The sequence below is a fragment of the Gulosibacter hominis genome, assembly GCF_904842695.1.
Classification (GTDB): domain Bacteria; phylum Actinomycetota; class Actinomycetes; order Actinomycetales; family Microbacteriaceae; genus Gulosibacter; species Gulosibacter hominis.
Genome location: NZ_CAJGWQ010000003.1, coordinates 1 through 15,999 on the forward strand (window position 1 = coordinate 1; position 15,999 = coordinate 15,999).

13 protein-coding genes are annotated in these 15,999 nt (G+C 59.0%); 5 read left to right on the forward strand and 8 right to left on the reverse strand.

Annotated features, from left to right (window positions below; genetic code table 11):
* Positions 1-882: 882 nt before the first annotated feature.
* The 5 genes from lysA to JMV54_RS03280 all read right to left on the reverse strand — a co-directional run bounded on the left by lysA (position 883) and on the right by JMV54_RS03280 (position 6,691).
* Positions 883-2,178 (reverse strand): diaminopimelate decarboxylase, encoded by a 1,296-nt coding sequence (gene lysA, locus JMV54_RS03260; RefSeq protein WP_230972792.1) that lies wholly within the window; start codon positions 2,176-2,178, stop codon positions 883-885.
* Between the two features lie 65 nt (positions 2,179-2,243).
* Positions 2,244-3,017, reverse strand: a complete 774-nt coding sequence (locus tag JMV54_RS03265) for an amino acid ABC transporter ATP-binding protein (RefSeq protein WP_276529518.1) — start codon at positions 3,015-3,017, stop codon at positions 2,244-2,246.
* Positions 3,014-3,964, reverse strand: a complete 951-nt coding sequence (locus JMV54_RS03270; RefSeq protein ID WP_201517481.1) for an amino acid ABC transporter permease — start codon at positions 3,962-3,964, stop codon at positions 3,014-3,016. The genes JMV54_RS03265 and JMV54_RS03270 overlap by 4 nt, the downstream gene beginning before the upstream one ends.
* 44 nt (positions 3,965-4,008) lie before the next feature.
* A complete protein-coding gene (locus JMV54_RS03275; protein WP_201517482.1) occupies positions 4,009-4,923 on the reverse strand; it encodes an ABC transporter substrate-binding protein in 915 nt (304 codons plus the stop codon).
* 148 nt (positions 4,924-5,071) lie between these two features.
* Entirely contained in the window at positions 5,072-6,691 is a 1,620-nt protein-coding gene (locus tag JMV54_RS03280; protein WP_201517483.1) for a PucR family transcriptional regulator, read from the reverse strand.
* Between the two features lie 118 nt (positions 6,692-6,809).
* On the opposite strand from JMV54_RS03280, the gene JMV54_RS03285 reads away from it, so the two are divergent.
* Together JMV54_RS03285 and JMV54_RS03290 are read left to right on the forward strand one after the other, a co-directional pair.
* Positions 6,810-8,405 (forward strand): N-acyl-D-amino-acid deacylase family protein, encoded by a 1,596-nt coding sequence (locus tag JMV54_RS03285; protein WP_201517484.1) that lies wholly within the window; start codon positions 6,810-6,812, stop codon positions 8,403-8,405.
* 16 nt (positions 8,406-8,421) lie between these two features.
* On the forward strand, positions 8,422-9,576 hold the full coding sequence (locus JMV54_RS03290) for a M20 family metallopeptidase (RefSeq protein WP_230972794.1): 1,155 nt from the start codon (positions 8,422-8,424) through the stop codon (positions 9,574-9,576).
* 326 nt (positions 9,577-9,902) lie between these two features.
* Here the strand turns inward: JMV54_RS03290 and JMV54_RS03295 are convergent, their stop codons facing one another.
* Positions 9,903-10,964, reverse strand: a complete 1,062-nt coding sequence (locus JMV54_RS03295) for a type II toxin-antitoxin system HipA family toxin (protein ID WP_201517485.1) — start codon at positions 10,962-10,964, stop codon at positions 9,903-9,905.
* On the opposite strand from JMV54_RS03295, the gene JMV54_RS03300 reads away from it, so the two are divergent.
* From JMV54_RS03300 to JMV54_RS03310, 3 genes are all read left to right on the forward strand, one after another.
* The gene (locus tag JMV54_RS03300; RefSeq protein ID WP_201517486.1) at positions 10,964-11,242 is read left to right on the forward strand and encodes a hypothetical protein; all 279 of its coding nucleotides are present in this window, start codon (positions 10,964-10,966) and stop codon (positions 11,240-11,242) included. The genes JMV54_RS03295 and JMV54_RS03300 overlap by 1 nt on opposite strands.
* 318 nt (positions 11,243-11,560) lie before the next feature.
* Positions 11,561-12,706, forward strand: a complete 1,146-nt coding sequence (locus JMV54_RS03305; protein WP_230972795.1) for an adenosine deaminase — start codon at positions 11,561-11,563, stop codon at positions 12,704-12,706.
* Positions 12,706-13,191 (forward strand): PTS sugar transporter subunit IIA, encoded by a 486-nt coding sequence (locus JMV54_RS03310; protein WP_201517487.1) that lies wholly within the window; start codon positions 12,706-12,708, stop codon positions 13,189-13,191. Before JMV54_RS03305 ends, JMV54_RS03310 begins: the two co-directional genes overlap by 1 nt.
* Positions 13,192-13,284: 93 nt before the next feature.
* Here the strand turns inward: JMV54_RS03310 and JMV54_RS03315 are convergent, their stop codons facing one another.
* Entirely contained in the window at positions 13,285-15,036 is a 1,752-nt protein-coding gene (locus JMV54_RS03315) for a phospho-sugar mutase (protein WP_201517488.1), read from the reverse strand.
* Between the two features lie 8 nt (positions 15,037-15,044).
* Entirely contained in the window at positions 15,045-15,887 is an 843-nt protein-coding gene (locus tag JMV54_RS03320; RefSeq protein WP_201517489.1) for a purine-nucleoside phosphorylase, read from the reverse strand.
* Positions 15,888-15,999: the final 112 nt, after the last annotated feature.

Consider the following 15,999-nt stretch of genomic DNA (forward strand, 5'->3'; position numbering starts at 1 on the left):
GTTACGGTGGGTCATGGAACGGGTCTCCTTTCGGACGACGGATGTTTTCGACACCACCCATCGTGCCGGTCAGAGGCCCGTTCCTTCTACCCACACTCCGGTGGCCACAACGTCATGGCCCACAACAACTAGGGGCGTTCGCAGCCTGGCTGCCCTACGCGGCCGTTCTGTCTGCCGCGCGCTGCCGCTTTGACTGTCGCGCTGCGCGCCTGCCTTGCCTGTCCACACTCACACTGCCCGGTGCTGCGCGCCTGCCCCGCTGTGCCGCGGCGCGCGCTGCCCTTCGCCAGGCCTCGGTGATCTCCCGTGCTTCACCCTTTCGCCACTTCGCGAAGTGCCCCTCAAATGACGTTTTGCACATGGCGTGCGATAGACATTTCGTCGATTGAGGGGCAAAGGCGGATAGAACAGTGCATGCGGCGTTTTGAGGGGACATTTGCGCGTGAAGCCGCGTTCACTCCAGCAGCCGCTGCGCCCGGTCCGCCACGGGCGAGGCCCACAGCGAGAACGCCTCGTTGGCCGCCGACTTCGCTTGCATTTTTTGGAATAAAGAGGATGCAGGGTTCCTCCTGGTGTCGTTATTTGCAAGCGCACTCGGCATTGCGGATCCCCGTGCGTTTGGGAATGTGGCTGAAGTGACTGGTGTGCCAGCGGAGCGCCGCGGCCGCTGGCCAGTCGCGCAACCGCTGTGCTCATGGATCACCTCTTGGCTGGCGCTTACTATCGGTCTTGCGGCGGCTACTTCCTCGCGATACTCCCAGGATGACTGGCTCTTGTCACCGTTGCACCTGTGACAGAAGCCAGTTAGGAGGCTAGAAGGCGGGCGCTGGGGCTCACTCGCGTGCGGGTGAATTGTGTCTGTCGTTTATCTCTGATTTGTTCTTAACGAGCTCGAGCAGCCCAATCAACTCCGGCTGCCGGCTCATGCAGCATCGACAACTCTTCATAGTTTTCGCGGCGGACTGCCAGATAGTCTTTTCCATCCGCGACCAAGACTACAGCTGGGCGCAGAGCACCGTTGTAGTTGTTCGTCATCGTGTAGCTATAAGCTCCAGTGACCGGCATAACGAGTAGATCACCAGGCTCGGCTCCTTGAAACTCAGCGTCGCTAACGAGCAAATCACCCGACTCACATTGGCGACCGACAACATCTGCAACAAAAATATCGTTCGGGTTGCTCCTGGAGATGTTCGTCACCGAGTATCGCTGCCCAGTGAGCGCGATGTCTAGCTGATCGGCCATGCCGCCATCGACCGCTACAAACGATTTTCTATCACGCCGCTTTACAGAGACCACGGAATACACCGTGACTCCGGATCTCGCGACCAATGCGCGGCCTGGTTCGATGATGATGCGTGATTCTCGAGGGAGAACCTCCACCGCAGCACCGGTCACGGCATCGAGATATGCATCGACAGCGGGGGCGCCTTCGCCGGGGTAATAGTCGACGCCAAGCCCACCACCTATGTCATAGGTAGCAACGTCCCCAAACTCGGCAACGGCTTTGACACCTTCTGCAAAGGGTTCAACATCGAGGATCTGTGACCCGAGGTGCAGATGAACCCCTTCAAATCTCAGGTGTGGATGGGCCTTGATTCTCTCGATCGCCTTACGTGCCTCATCGAATGTCATCCCGAACTTAGATTCTGCATGAGCCGTCACCTGATTCGGATGTACATTGACTGGCACCAGGGGATTGACCCGAAGCATCACCTCCTGAACGCGATCGCAGAGCTTCTCCAGTCGAGCAAGCTCGTCAAAGTTGTCGATGATGAAGCAGCGAATACCTGCATCTAGACCCATTCGGAGCTCAGCTTCGGTCTTAGCATTGCCGTGGAAGTAGATGTGTTCAGGTGAGACTCCGCCGCGGAGTGCCAAGTTCAGCTCCCCGCCCCCCGCAACGTCCACACAAATACCCTCAGATTCCGCAATCGAGTACATTGCACGAATCGGAAAGGCTTTAGAAGCGAAGAGTACGTCACTCTTCGGCCAGCGTGTGCGCAACCCATCTAGCACTCGGCGCATCTGCTGCCGGAGTCCAGTTTCATCGATCACGTGTAGTGGAGTGCCATATTTGGCAGCCAAATCACTGACGGGTAAACCGCCGATTTCAAGGGTGTGCTCATCAGAGAAAGCGGCGGTTTCTGGCAGCACTTGAAGAAGTTCGTTCTTGCTCACTTGTATTCCTAAATAAGTCGGTTCGCGCTCTGAGTATGAGCTGGTGTGGTGCTCGAAGAGTAGAATTAAAGTAGATGCGAAAGGAAATCCCGCGTCCGGGGCTCCTGCGGGTTGGCAATCATTTCGGCGGGTTTCCCAGTTTCAACCACCTTGCCACCGTCGACGAAAATGAGCTTGTCGCCAACTTCACGAGCAAAGCCAATCTCATGTGTGACCACAATCATCGTCATGCCGGTCAGTGCAAGCCGTTTCATGACAGACAAGACCTCGCCAACTAGCTCGGGGTCGAGAGCGCTTGTCGGCTCGTCGAATAGCATGAGCTTGGGTTTCATAGCGAGCGAACGTGCGATCGCCACCCGCTGCTGTTGCCCGCCAGAGAGTGTATTGGGATAGGCGTCACGTTTTGCGCTAAGGCCCACTTTGTTTAGTAGGTCTTCTGCGGTGGGGATGGCTTCACGCTTGGACTCTCGTAGAATCCCTACAGGGCCTTCGATGATGTTCTCTAGCACGGTTAGGTGTGGAAACAGGTTGAACCGCTGGAAAACCATGCCAATTTCACGACGTTGTTGTTGGATAGCGCGATTGGGCAGCTGCTTTAGTACGTCGCCCTTCCGTTCATATCCGATAATCTCACCCTCGACCTCGATGTAGCCACCGTCCGGACACTCGAGATGGTTGATGCACCGCAGTAGAGTCGATTTACCTGAGCCCGAAGGTCCAATGATGCAGGCGACTTGGCCTTTCTCGATTTCAAGGTTGATTCCATCTAGAACGACGTTGTCTCCAAAACGTTTTTCAAGCTCGACGACTGAAACCATAGGCTTTTCTGATGCGGTCATGACTGAGTAGCTCCCTCCGCTACCTTGCCCTGATTCGGGGTAGTTCCTTGCGGATTCTGCTGGCGGCCTTTCCAAGTCGTTAGATTATCGAGAATCAGTCTGCCTAACTTTTGTCCAGACTTCGGGCCGGCACCTTTCGAATAGTGTGACTCAATCACATACTGCACGATACTAAGCAGGGTAGTGGCGGCAATATACCAGAGCGAGGCAGCGATTAGCAGTGGGATGGTCTTGTAGTTTGTAGCCGCGATGTTTTGGGCGGTGTACAAGAGCTCCGGAACTGCAACGACGCTAACTAGTGACGTGGTCTTCAACATTCCGATGGCTTGGTTGCCGGTGGGTGGAATGATGATGCGCATCGCTTGGGGCAGGATGATCCGACGAATGGCGCGAGCCTTTGACATGCCAATCGAGTCTGCAGCTTCACGTTGGCCTTCGTCTACTGCGATCAAACCAGCTCGAACGATCTCGGCCATGTACGCGCCCTCGTTTAGTGACAGTGCCAAAAGGCCTGCCATGATCGGGGTGATGATTTGATTCGCGTCCAGTGTGACAAAGGTTACGACATGGGGGATTCCAATTGTGATTTCTGGATAGAGTGCAGCAATGTTGTACCAGAAAATCACTTGAACCAGCAAGGGTGTGCCGCGGAAGAACCAGATATATAGGTTTGCCAAAGCGGCCAGCAGCGGAACCTTTGACACTTGCAGTAAGGCAAGCACGATTCCGAGTAGGATTCCGGTGGTCATTGAGGCGACTGTGAGCGCAATCGTTACAAGGAAGCCGTTTACGATCCGTTCTGAGAATACGTATTCGAGAACTACATCCCAGTAGAATCGGGGGTTCCCAAGGATGTCAAAAAGAATGAGTGCAAGAATTCCTACTGCAATGATGCTCGCTATCCAGCGTCCGTAGTGGCGCGGATGTTCTACGCGTAGTCCTGACATGTTTCCCCTTGAGTTTATTGCCGCCGCGCGTTCTAGGTACGTGGCTACGACTTAGCATCGTTGATGGTCACGGCATCAATTGAATTGAACTCGTAGAGGCCCCACTTAGTCAGAATTTCCTCGTACACGCCCTCTTCGAAGAGTCTCTTCATGCCGGCCTCAACGGCGGCAACCAGCTCATCATTACCATTTGCGACTGCGATCCCAAGTTTCGCTGGGTCGTTGTAAAGTGACACCACTTCAAACTCCTCGGGTGACTGAGACACCATGTATGCAGCCGAACCGGCAGTGATCATGGCTACATCCGCGCGGTTGCTGGTGATAGCGAGTAGGACTTGGTCCTGGCCTTGAAACTCATTAATGGTTAGTGTGCCCTTGCCTGATTTTGAGCACTCTTCCACTTGTTCTGCAGCTGTGGAGGCCATGGTGGTGCCTGACTGCACTGAGATCGAAAGGCCACACAGGTCTTCGAGCTTCTCGGGTCGGTGCTCTGCAGTGGGTGTTACAACGAAGGCGCCACCATTCTGCATGTAGTCAACAAAGGTCACGGATTCCTGTCGCTCGAGCTTGTCAGCCATGCCTGACATAGCGAGGTCGTACTTTCCGCTGGAAAGACCTGGGATGAGGTTCGCTTGCGCTACAGGTGACATGCGGAACTCCACGCCCATGAGCTGTCCGAGGGCTGCGGCAATCTCAGGGTCGGCACCGATAAGTGTCTCGCCATCTTCGTCGAGGAAAACAAACGGTGGGTATGGGCTGTCAGCAGCGACAGAAATGTAGCCTCGGTCAAGGACCTCTTGAGGAAGCATCTCCCGAATCTCGGGGTCGACTTCCAGGTTGAATTCGCTCTGAGCGGTTGAGGCTGTTTCTTCGCCATCGGTGCCGCCACTTCCACTGGCGCAAGCCGTGAGCAGGAGCAGAGTTGAACTGACTGCCAGAGTCTTAAGCCACTTGTTCATCGTTGAACCACCTTGGGGTAGGGCGAGACGCCTATGTCTCGCGGTAGGGCCACTGTATCGCTCGACTCGTGCAAGTTCTTCGTGCAATCCGACGAGTAATGCTTGGAGTTCTTGTTGAAGACTCTAAACTACAAGCGGTTGGGTGGTCCTAAGTCAGGTTGTCGAGCTTGTCAGGTGTTGCATCGCTCAACTCCTTTGCCCACAGTGATAGCCAAAGGCCGAGGGTTTCGGCCCCGCCTCGGAGATCGAGTTCCCACCGTTCTTTCGCGCGGTTGAGTCGGTAGCGCAAGGTATTGGGATGGATATGTAGTGCTTCAGAAGCGCGTCCAATATCGCCGAAGTGGTTGAAGTAGGCCAGCAGCGACTTCCGATCGTCTGCCACGCTGGGGCTGTCGCCGTCTAGCAGTTCACGCGAGGCGGCGGGTGAGTACCGGCGAGCCGCTTCAAGGGCTTGATCGCCCAGGTCCAGCAGAAAGAAGTAGGTGCGCAAGGAGTTAATGTCGCGTACCTGGCCGCCGATCTGGGGGAGTGTCATGGCTTGTGCGCCCAGGCACAGTTCAGCCCAAGCTCCACCAGACCGGAGTTCGCTCAAGCCATAACGACCGTAGACAACTCTCGTGGGTAGAGTAGTTCGTTCTTCGACCGCTTCTGCGATCGCGTTGGCGCATTTCTCCATGGCCTCTTTTGTGCGGCAGTTCGTGATCATTACGGCTAGATCTCGCGCGATGACTGTTACGACCGCTTGGAACCCAAGTGTCCCAAGCTTGCGGCTGATTGCTAGAGTGAGTTCGTTGACACGGAGGGGTTCATTGTCATCTGCAGGCACGGCGTAGTGAAAGAGCGTTGGTGTCGAGGGAATCTGTTCGAGGTGCTGTGCGAATTCCATAGGGTTTCGTGACTCCCCAATCAAGAGTCGGTGCAGTCGTTGCCCCTCAAGACGCAGCAATAGGAGTTCCTTTTCTCGGACATTGAGCAGTGCTTCGCGGGAGTCTGCCGCGGCACGTCGAAGAGCCGCGGCAGTGTCACCGGGACTGGATTGCCCAGTGTCTAACACCCAGATCGATCCCAGGACTTCCTCTCCATCGCGGATGGTTATTGCAAAACGTGGGAACTCTTCGCCTTCTACGAGGCAGGGGTACCTTCGCGGTGCTTCGTTCTGATACAACTCTTGGTATTGCCCATCGTGAATTGAGCTCTCGGGAACCTTACGTGCCAAGATGCCAGCTTGTCGAAGTGGGTCGATCGGCTGTCCTTCGACACTGGAGTAGGCGATGACGTGACGTTCTACGTTCTCGATGGCAACAGCGCCTCCCATAAGACGTGCCAGGCCATTGGCGATGGCGAATAGTCTCCCTGATGGTGACACGCTACCCACATTGTGTTCGTCCTCTTGGTTCAGCATTGACCAGATTGACACATATGCTCGGCCGAGTGAGCTTTCTCGCCTTAAGTACACCCATGAGACTGCTCTCCAGACGGGGGACCCGTTGGTCGACTGCCCATCGATCTTGACGACAACGGTTGAGAAGCCGTTGTGCAGGAGCTGCTCTTCGGTGAATTGCCGTTGCAGCTCCCCGGGTGAACCTGCGTACACGAGTACGCCCCCAGTGCCAACGTCAGGGATCTCCGTATCGCTGGGTGAAACCAGCGCGCTTGTCAGGAGCCGTGGCTCGGTGTTGGGTGCGCGTTGCCAGCTGTAGACAGTTGTTGGGCCAAGAATCTCGATGAGTGCCTGAATTGAGTCGCGCTCGGTGCGAGGTTGAGTCATTACGATCGCCTCTCTGTGATTACTGACAATCCAGACTGCTAAATCTTGGTTTATCCCACTATGGCTCCAAATGTATGCTCAGGCAAACGAGACAGACTTTCAACGCCGAGGGAGCCACATGGCAATCCAGCTCAGCATCACCAACGCGCGCATCATTGACGGCACGGGGGCACCTGCGTTCACGGGATGGGTAACAATCGAAGACGGCGTGATCACGGCAGTAACGCCAGAGACGACCGCATCAGATGTGTCTCCCCTGCCCAATAGCATTGATGCCAGGAATGCCGTCGTGGCTCCGGGATTCATTGACGTTCACTCCCACGCGGACATTTCACCATTGCTTCAGGAGGACGACATCACCAAGATTCTGCAGGGTGTTACGACCGAAGTAGTGGGGAACTGTGGGAGCACCGTGGCGCCGATCAACCCTGACCGTGCTGACAGTCTCAAGAGCACCATTGGTAAGAGTCACAACGTCCCTCACTATGACTGGGTTACATTCGCTGAGTACCTGGATGTGCTTGATGGCCACGGGTATGTAACTAATATGTGTCCACTTGTGGGGCATGGGGCTCTGCGTGCGGCTGCAATGGGGGTGCGTGCTGAGGCGCCATCGGCCAAGGAGATGCTGCATATGCAGGAACTGCTTTCAGAAGCCCTTGATGCGGGTGCTTTTGGTCTCAGCCTCGGGTTAATCTATCCTCCCGGCCTTTATAGTGAAGAGGGAGAATTGGCGGCACTTGCCCAAATTCTTGGCGCGAAGCATACGCTTGCCTGTCACATGCGCAATGAGTCAAATTCGCTTCACGAGGCAATTGATGAAGTCTGTTCGGTGGCCGAGCGGTCGGGTGCCAATCTACAGATCTCACATCTGAAACTGTCGGGTAGTAATAACTGGGGGAAGGCAGAAGAAGCGCTTGCGCTCATCGAGGCCTATCGCAGTCGAGGCGTAAATGCTCATATCGATGTCTATCCGTATATGGCGGCATCTACCAAGCTTTCAGCATGCTTGCCGCCTTGGGCTCTGGCTGACGGTGCCGCAGAAACCATTTCAAGGCTTCGCTCGCCTGAATCTGCTGCGAGAATTCGGGCAGACCTAGAGTCTACTGAGATTCCCGACTGGGATAGTGCCTATCACAACGCCGGCCCCGAGGGGATTCGTGTTGCTTCGTCGAAAACGGAGCGATTCAATGGAATGAACCTAGTAGAGATTGCCCAGCAGTTTGATATTGATCCAATTGACGCGCTGTTCAAAGTGCTGATTGAAGAAGAGCTTGCTGTCATCATGCTCGAGTTCTCGATGGAAGAGGGTGACATGGTGAAGTTCTTGAGAGCCGATTACGCGATGGTTGGGTCGGACGGCAATTCGGCCAGCCTTGGAGGCTTGCCTCATCCCCGCCTGACTGGCACTTACCCGACTGTTCTCGGGAAGTACGTTCGGGAACAAGGTGCGATGACGCTGGAGGAGGCTGTTCATAAGATGACCGGTCTCCCTGCGGCGAAATTTGGGGTGCCAGCTCGTGGATTCATTAAGCCTGGAGCTGTTGCTGACCTTGTTTGCTTTGACCCCGACTCGGTGCGATCTGGCAGCGATTACGACCACCCGCTTGGTGAACCTGTGGGTATTAACTGGGTGATGCAGTCTGGTCGCATCGTCGTGCAGCAAGGCAAGTGGTGTAATGAACGCAATGGTGTACGACTCATGCCTGCATAGTCGAGTGGTGCCTAGCGTGAATACGGTTTCGATACACAAGCAGCGAGTTGCTCAACGCGTCGCGGAGCGTCGGAATGACCTTATTGCGCTCTCGCGCCAGGTTCATGGGTTCGCCGAAACTGCATGGCAAGAGTATGAGTCATCGCAGGCAGTGTCTGAGTTTTTGAGCAAGGAAGGGTTCGCAATTGAGATCCCTTACCTCGATCTCCCCACGGCTTTTCGGGCAACCTATCGCCCAAGCGAATCAAGAGGAGCAGTTGGTTTCATCGCCGAGTATGACGCCCTGCCTGGTATGGGGCATGCATGTGGTCACAATCTCATCTCTGCGATGTCTGTGGGTGCTGCGCAGGCGCTCTTGCCGGCTGCCGAAGAGTATGGGTTCGAGATTCAAGTCATTGGGACCCCTGCTGAGGAGGGGAAAGGCGGCAAGATCGAGCTGCTTGACCGGGGCGCGTTCGCGGACCTCGGTATTGCGCTGATGGCGCACCCGGGGCCGGAAGACGTAGTCGAGATCAGCCCACTCGCTGTAAGTCACCTTGAGATTGAATTCCACGGCAAAGCAGCTCATGCAGGGGCGTTCCCCATGAACGGGCGCAACGCTGCCGACGCAATGGTGATCGCTCAAACAGCGATTGGGATGCTGCGTCAGCAGCTTTCAGATGGGGTGCGAATACACGGGGTCGTCACTAACGGTGGGGCTTCCGCGAACGCGATTCCAGACCTTGTTGCAGGGCGGTGGTATGTTCGTGCAGCCTCAACAGCGCAACTGCTGGAGGTTGAGGGGCGCGTGCGGAAATGCTTCGAGGCCGGAGCTCACGCAACGGGTTGTGAGGTCTCGATTACTCTCGACGGTGGTCGGTATGCTGAGTTCAACAACTGCCCAGAATTGGCAGGGTTCTACGGCGAGAACATCCAAGCCTTGAATCGTGTGCCCTCAGTCGATAGTCCTGGTTCGCTCATGGCTTCATCAGCGTCAACCGACATGGGGAACGTATCTCAAGTGGTGCCGTCTCTTCATCCATATATTGGCCTCAATTGCTATCCAGTTGTGAATCATCAGGCAGAGTTTGCTGAGGCAGCGATATCGGATGCTGCCGACAAAGTGATCGTAGATGGCGCCATAGCCCTAGCATGGACCGCGCTTGACTGGTTCCACGCTCACGGTCGATGAGTATTCCTTCGACAGGGCCTGACGCACAGCCCCGCCGATCCGCCGTGCTCAGCCCCCCGTGGTACGGCCAGCGACTTCGTCGCTGGCAGGGAGTGCCGTCTCGGGTTGGTGCGCCGCAGATGCCTGCCGGCCACGTCTGATGGGGGTGAAATCCTGACGGGTCCGACGGGGTGACTGCGTTGTAAAGACCTATCGGGGGAGCTAATCCTTTGATGGCTGCTTCGTGGAGCACCGCCCGAGTTCGGATCGCTTGTGAGTCGGAGGTGGCCAGTTTTGCCGCCTCACAGGCGTCGTCCCAGCAGGTCTCAATGACGTCACGGATGCGGTCAATGATTGGCCTTGCCCGCCTGGCGATTGATGTAGAAGTCATTGCTGGTGTTAAGCAGCTCGGCAAGACTGCTGCTGCGCTGACCATCGCGCGAAAACGCGATCGCTTGATTCTCATCCCAGCCACGGCCCCGCGCTGTCGGGTCAAGGTCGTAGGCGGGTGTTAGCGAGAACTCAGCCCCGTCCCAGAACGCGGCGTGATTTCTCGCGTGGTCGTCAACATTGCCGATGGCGATGTTGAATGCGACTCGTCGGAACAGCTCTTCGCTGTAGTGCGCCCCGATCTCGTCAAGGAACTCGGGGTAGGTGGCGTAGCGTCCAGTCATTTCCGTGAGCCGGAGCACGGTCAACATAGAAACGGTGTGACGCCGCCCACCGTCCGGTGTGCGGTCAAACCGTTTGACCAGCAACACATGCTTGCCGAGCGACTGTGCCAGCTCATGTTGGGCTGCCCGCATCCCCGATCGTTTGGCAAGGTCAAGCGCGACGGCTTCGGCCTGCACGACCGGCAGAATATCGGTTGTCGACGAGAACTTTGCGATCCACTCGTCACCCACTTCATTGACCAATTGCGCCTTCGGGCGAGCGCCGCCGATGCTGGTGCCGTGACGGAGCGCGAGTTCAAGGTGCGGCGTGAGTGGTTTGCCCTTGTCTATGAGTTCTGCCGCAGTGTGGAGCTCGTCTAGCGTGGCCCGGCTGCCCCGATGTATGTAATCAACCGGTGACGTCGGGAAGTCGAGTGCACCGAAACGGTTCGAGTCGGCGTGCAGCATGCAGACGTGCATCGATGGTTCGTCAACCTTCAACTGCAGTTCCAGTACCCGCTGGCCCCATCGATCCGGGAGTGCGTCCAGCAGCGCGCCGGGGATGGGGAAGTCGGGATTCACTGGCAGCAGTGGGCCGTCCCGCAGGGGAAGATCTGGTCCGATCGGGATGGCGGCAGGGTTGCCCAGGTATGAACGCCCATACCGGAACCCTCGAGGCGGGGTGTCGACGATGCCCGCGACCACCGGCGAAGACTCTCCGGGTAGCCACGTCCACACATACGCTCTAGAAGTCATTGGGCAGCTCCTTCATCGGTGCGACTCGTGCTGGCAGTAGCTCGAGCTGTGCCTGGCGGCTCGGCGCGGGGTGGGCGCGGGCGGCCGACCCGGTGGTGCACAGTGCCGGGATCGATCTGGCGGTGAAGCCGGGCTACTCGGTGCGCGCGGGGGATTTGCTCTACACCCTGCACGCCGAGGATGCCGACCGCTTTGCGCTGGCGCTCGACTCGCTCGACGGCGCACTCGAGTTGGGTGAACCCGGCGCCGCCGTCGCGAGTCGTTTCGGGTGTGGCTGAAGTGGCTGGTGTGACTGGTGGGGCGTGCCCGGGTGGTGAGGCTTGCCCGACTGGCCCGGCTGGCCTGGCTGGCCTGGCTGATGTGGAGAGTGGTGTGCGACAGGCGCTGCTAAGTGGGGAGTTTGGCCAAAACCGGGAATCCACCGGGAAGCGCAGTATCAACTGACCGACGGGGTGAACCAACCGGTACTGTGTGCAAGCGACCAGAAACGAACGCTATTCAGTGTCATTCTGCACGGTCGGGTCGGTGCAGCGGCCAGATAGCATTGAAGAAGTCGAAATGCAGACCAGCTGCGATTCAATGAGGAGGGTGGCGTAATGGCACGCATTGAGGTCGATCGGCTGATGCTTGCTGACGGCATCGACGCCCGTGAAGTACCCAAAGTGCTGCTGCACGACCACCTCGACGGCGGCCTGCGCCCCGCAACCATCATCGAGCTGGCACAGGCAGACGATATCGCCCTGCCCGCTGAAATCCCCGAAGCGCTCGGCGAATGGTTCCGCACCGCGGCCGACTCTGGTTCGCTGGAACGCTATCTCGAAACTTTCGCGCTCACCGTCGCCGTTATGCAAAGTGCAGCGAACCTTGAGCGCGTCGCTCGCGAGGCGGTGCTCGACCTCGCCGCAGACGGTGTCGTGTACGCCGAACTGCGCTGGGCACCCGAACAGCACCAGCAGCGCGGCCTCGACCTCGACGAGGCGGTTGCGTCGGTTCGTGACGGTATCACTGCCGGGATGCAGCTGGCCGCCGAACGCGGCCACGATATTCGCGTACAGCAGCTGATCTGCGCCATGCGCCAGGCCGACCGCTCAGCAGAAATCGCCGAGCTCGCTGTGCGGCACGCTTCGCCCGAACCTGGCGGCGTGTGCGGCTTCGATCTCGCCGGCCCCGAAGCGGGGTTCCCTCCCTCGAACCACCTCGCAGCCCTCGACTACTGCTGCCGGCACTGGCTGCCCGCCACCTGCCACGCTGGTGAGGCTGACGGTATCGAATCGATCACCTCGGCGTTGCGGGATGCGCGCGCACTGCGGCTCGGACACGGCACCCGGCTGATTGACAACATCACGCTCTCGGATGGAGCGGCAGAGCTGGGTGCGGTGGCCCGCTGGGTGCGCGACCGGCGGATCACCGTCGAATCGTGCCCATCATCCAACCTGCAAACCGGTACGCCAAGCCTCGCCGCGCATCCATTCGAGCAGCTATTCCAGCTGGGATTCTCGATGACGGTCAACACCGACAATCGCTTGATGAGTGCCACGAGCGTGAGCCGTGAACTGGCGCTATTGGCAGCCGAGTTTGACTACACCCTCGACGAAGTCGAGCTGCTGCAGCTCAACGCTGCAGAGGGCGCTTTCCTGCCGGTAGCTGAGCGGGAAGCGCTCGCTGAGCGCATCACCCGACGCTGCGAACAATTGCGCCGCAGCTTTCAACCCCCGGCCGCGGCAACGGGCAGAGCGGAATAATGAGCAGCGACAAACGAATCCAAGTACATTTTGACGAGCAGCTGGTGCGGCTCGGCAGCCGAGCCAACACCTGGCAAGAGGCGGTCACCCAATCGGGTGATTTGCTCGTGCAGGCCGGATGCGCGCGGCAGGGCTACCAGCGGAGACTCATTAATGTGATCGACCGGTTCGGGCCCTATATGGTGATCGCCCCAAACCTGGCGCTCGTGCACGCGCAACCGGGCCCAGACGTTGTGCGCAACGGGCTGTCGGCGGTGACGTTCCCCGACGGCGTGAATTTTGAGCACCCGCACTTCGACCCGGTGGGACTTGTCGTGGGAATCACCACCACGAACTCGGCGCAGCATCTCGGAGTGATCGCCGGTGTGGCCACCGCGCTCGAAAACAACCCCGACCTGGTGGTGAGCGCGGTGCGCAGCACACAACCTCAAGACCTGGTGGCGCTGCTGCGCGCCGAACTGCCGATGCTTGAGCTGCACCACTAGCGGCTCGTGTGGGTTGCACAAAGCGAGACCCCGGCTGCGGCGGCAGTGCCGAGCCGGGGTCATGTTGATGGGCGGGGGATCGGGCCCGAGCCGCTAGCCCAGTAGCACCGCCCGCATTGCCGCTGCCGCAGCATCCGCACGCTGCTCAGCCGACGCGCGCCGCTGCGCAACCGAACCCTCACTCGAAGCCGCATCAATATACGACTTAATTTTTGGCTCGGTTCCTGAGGGTCGCACCATGATGCGAGTGTCGTCAGCGAGACGGATGCGCAAAATATTTGCCGGTTCAGCCGCGGTTTCGAAATCAAAAAACTCGGCCACCGGCACGCCACCGATCTCGGTGGGTGGCTGCTCACGCAGTCGGCTCATCGTCGCGCCCAGCTGGTTTGGTTCGTCAAAGCGCACCGAAACCTGCCGGGATGAAAACGCACCGAACCGTTCCGCAAACTCGTCGTCGAGACTGTGTAGCGTGCGTCCCTCGCCGGCCAGCCAGATCGCGAGATCCAGCATCGCGACCGCCGCCGAAATGCCGTCTTTATCGCGCACCTTATCGGGGTCGACGAGATATCCGAGTGCCTCCTCGTAACCAAAAATGATGCCGTCGGCGCGCGAAATCCACTTGAAGCCGGTCTGTGTTTCGACATAGTCGAGGTCGTATGCCTGCGCCACCCGTGACATCGCGGGGGATGACACCAGCGAGGTCGCCAGCGTGCCACCGGTACCGGCCGCCTTTGCTGCCTCAGCAGCGCGCCAACCGAGGAATTTGCCGATATCGTTACCGCCCAGGCGCTGCCACTGGCCGTGCACATCCTGTAGTGCCACCGCTAGCCGGTCGGCGTCAGGGTCGTGGGCAATCACCAGATTGGCGCCAACCTCGTCGGCCTTTGCATAGGCGAGATCGAGCGCACCCGGTTCTTCGGGGTTCGGGAAATCAACCGTGGGGAAGCTGCCATCGGGCTCAATCTGTTCGGCAACCACCGTCGGCTCAGGGATACCGCAGGCTGCGAGCACCCGGCGATAGGTATCCCATCCCACCCCGTGCAGCGGGGTATAAACCACCTTGAAATTCGCGAGCTGTTCGGCATCGAACCGGCCCCGCAAAACCTTCGCGGTTTCGGCCACATAGGCATCAATGACCGACTCATCGGCAATTTCGTAGCCGGCATCGCGCGGCAGCTCGTTCAGGAGTTGGTGGTTTGCGACCCGCTCGATGGCGGCAGCGATCTCGCCGTCGCTCGGCGGCACAATTTGCGAACCGTGGTCATCACCGCCCAAATACACCTTGTAACCGTTGTCCCACTTGGGATTGTGGCTGGCGGTAACCATGACACCGGCGGATGCGTTGAGGTGGCGAACCGCGAAGGCCAGCACCGGAGTGGGCATCATGCGCGGCAGCAGCGTGGCATTAACGCCCGCCGCCTGCATCAACTCGGCCGTATCGTGCGCGTACACATCACTGTTGACGCGTGCGTCGTACCCGATCACAACCGTGGGTGTGCCGGTGCCGTCACGCTCGGCGCGAGCGAGCAAGAAGTCGGCGAAGCCGCGCGCTGCCTGCCCGACCGTCACCCGGTTCATCCGGTTCGGCCCGGCAGCCTGCCGGCCGCGAAGCCCGGCGGTGCCGAAGCTCAAACGCGTTGAAAACCGGTCACGCAGCTCCCGCCACGCCTGCGCGTGCGGGGTGTCGTCGTCCTCGGCGATCGTGATGCCGTGCGGCTCGATCGAGCCGGCCGCATCCAGCAACTGCTGCAGCTCGGCGCGGGTGTCGGGGTCGGGGTCTTGTTCGAGCCAGCGCTGAGCCGCCGCGCGAATTGCGGTCTGGCTGACGCGGTGCAAGGGAATCATGGGCACTCCTATGCGTTCAAAATCGACTGCACGGCTCGAACGAGCAGCGCGGCCAGCTTGGGTTCGGCAGCCTTACCGGCGGCAATCACCTCGGCGTGGTTAAGCGGCGACGGTGAAATGCCCGCGGCGGCATTGGTGATGAGCGACAGGCCCAGCACCTCCATCCCCGCTTCGCGAGCCGCAATCGCCTCGAGCGCGGTCGACATGCCGACAATATCGCCGCCCATCACGCCCGCCATTCGCACCTCGGCCGGAGTCTCGTAGTGCGGGCCGCGGAACTGCACATACACACCCTCATCGAGCTGGTCGTTGGCGTGCACGAGTGCCCGCAGGCGCGACGAATAAAGATCGGTGAGGTCAACAAAGGTCGCGCCCTCGAGCGGGGATGCGGCGGTGAGGTTGATGTGGTCACGAATCAGCACCGGCGTGCCAGGTGCCCATTCGGGATGCAGGCCACCGGCACCGTTCGTGAGCACCATGACCTTCGCGCCCGTAGCAGCCGCGGTGCGCACCGAGTGCACCACCCGGCGCACCCCGTGCCCCTCATAAAAGTGAGTGCGGGCGCCGATAATGAGGGCGTGGTGGCCCGATTCCAGGCGGATCGAGCGCAGCGTGCCCGAGTGCCCCGCCACTGCCGAGCGGCTAAACCCGGGCACCTCTTCGGCCGGAATTACCGCGACGGTTTCGCCGAGTTCATCGGCTGCTTTACCCCAGCCCGACCCGAGCGTCAGCGCAATATCGTGCTGGTCGACCCCCGTGCGTTCGGCCACCACGCGGGCTGCCTGCTGCGCAATTTCAACGGGATCGGCTGCGGGATTGTCGAGCGGATTGGTGAACTGCTCATCTGTCATGCAATAAGCCTACGTAGTTGTGGGATGCGCAATTTCGGAATGCGCTGAAGATTGCTGGCGCACGAAAACGGGGCGCCCGATCAGCAAAAAGTTAATCAGGTTCACCAATGCA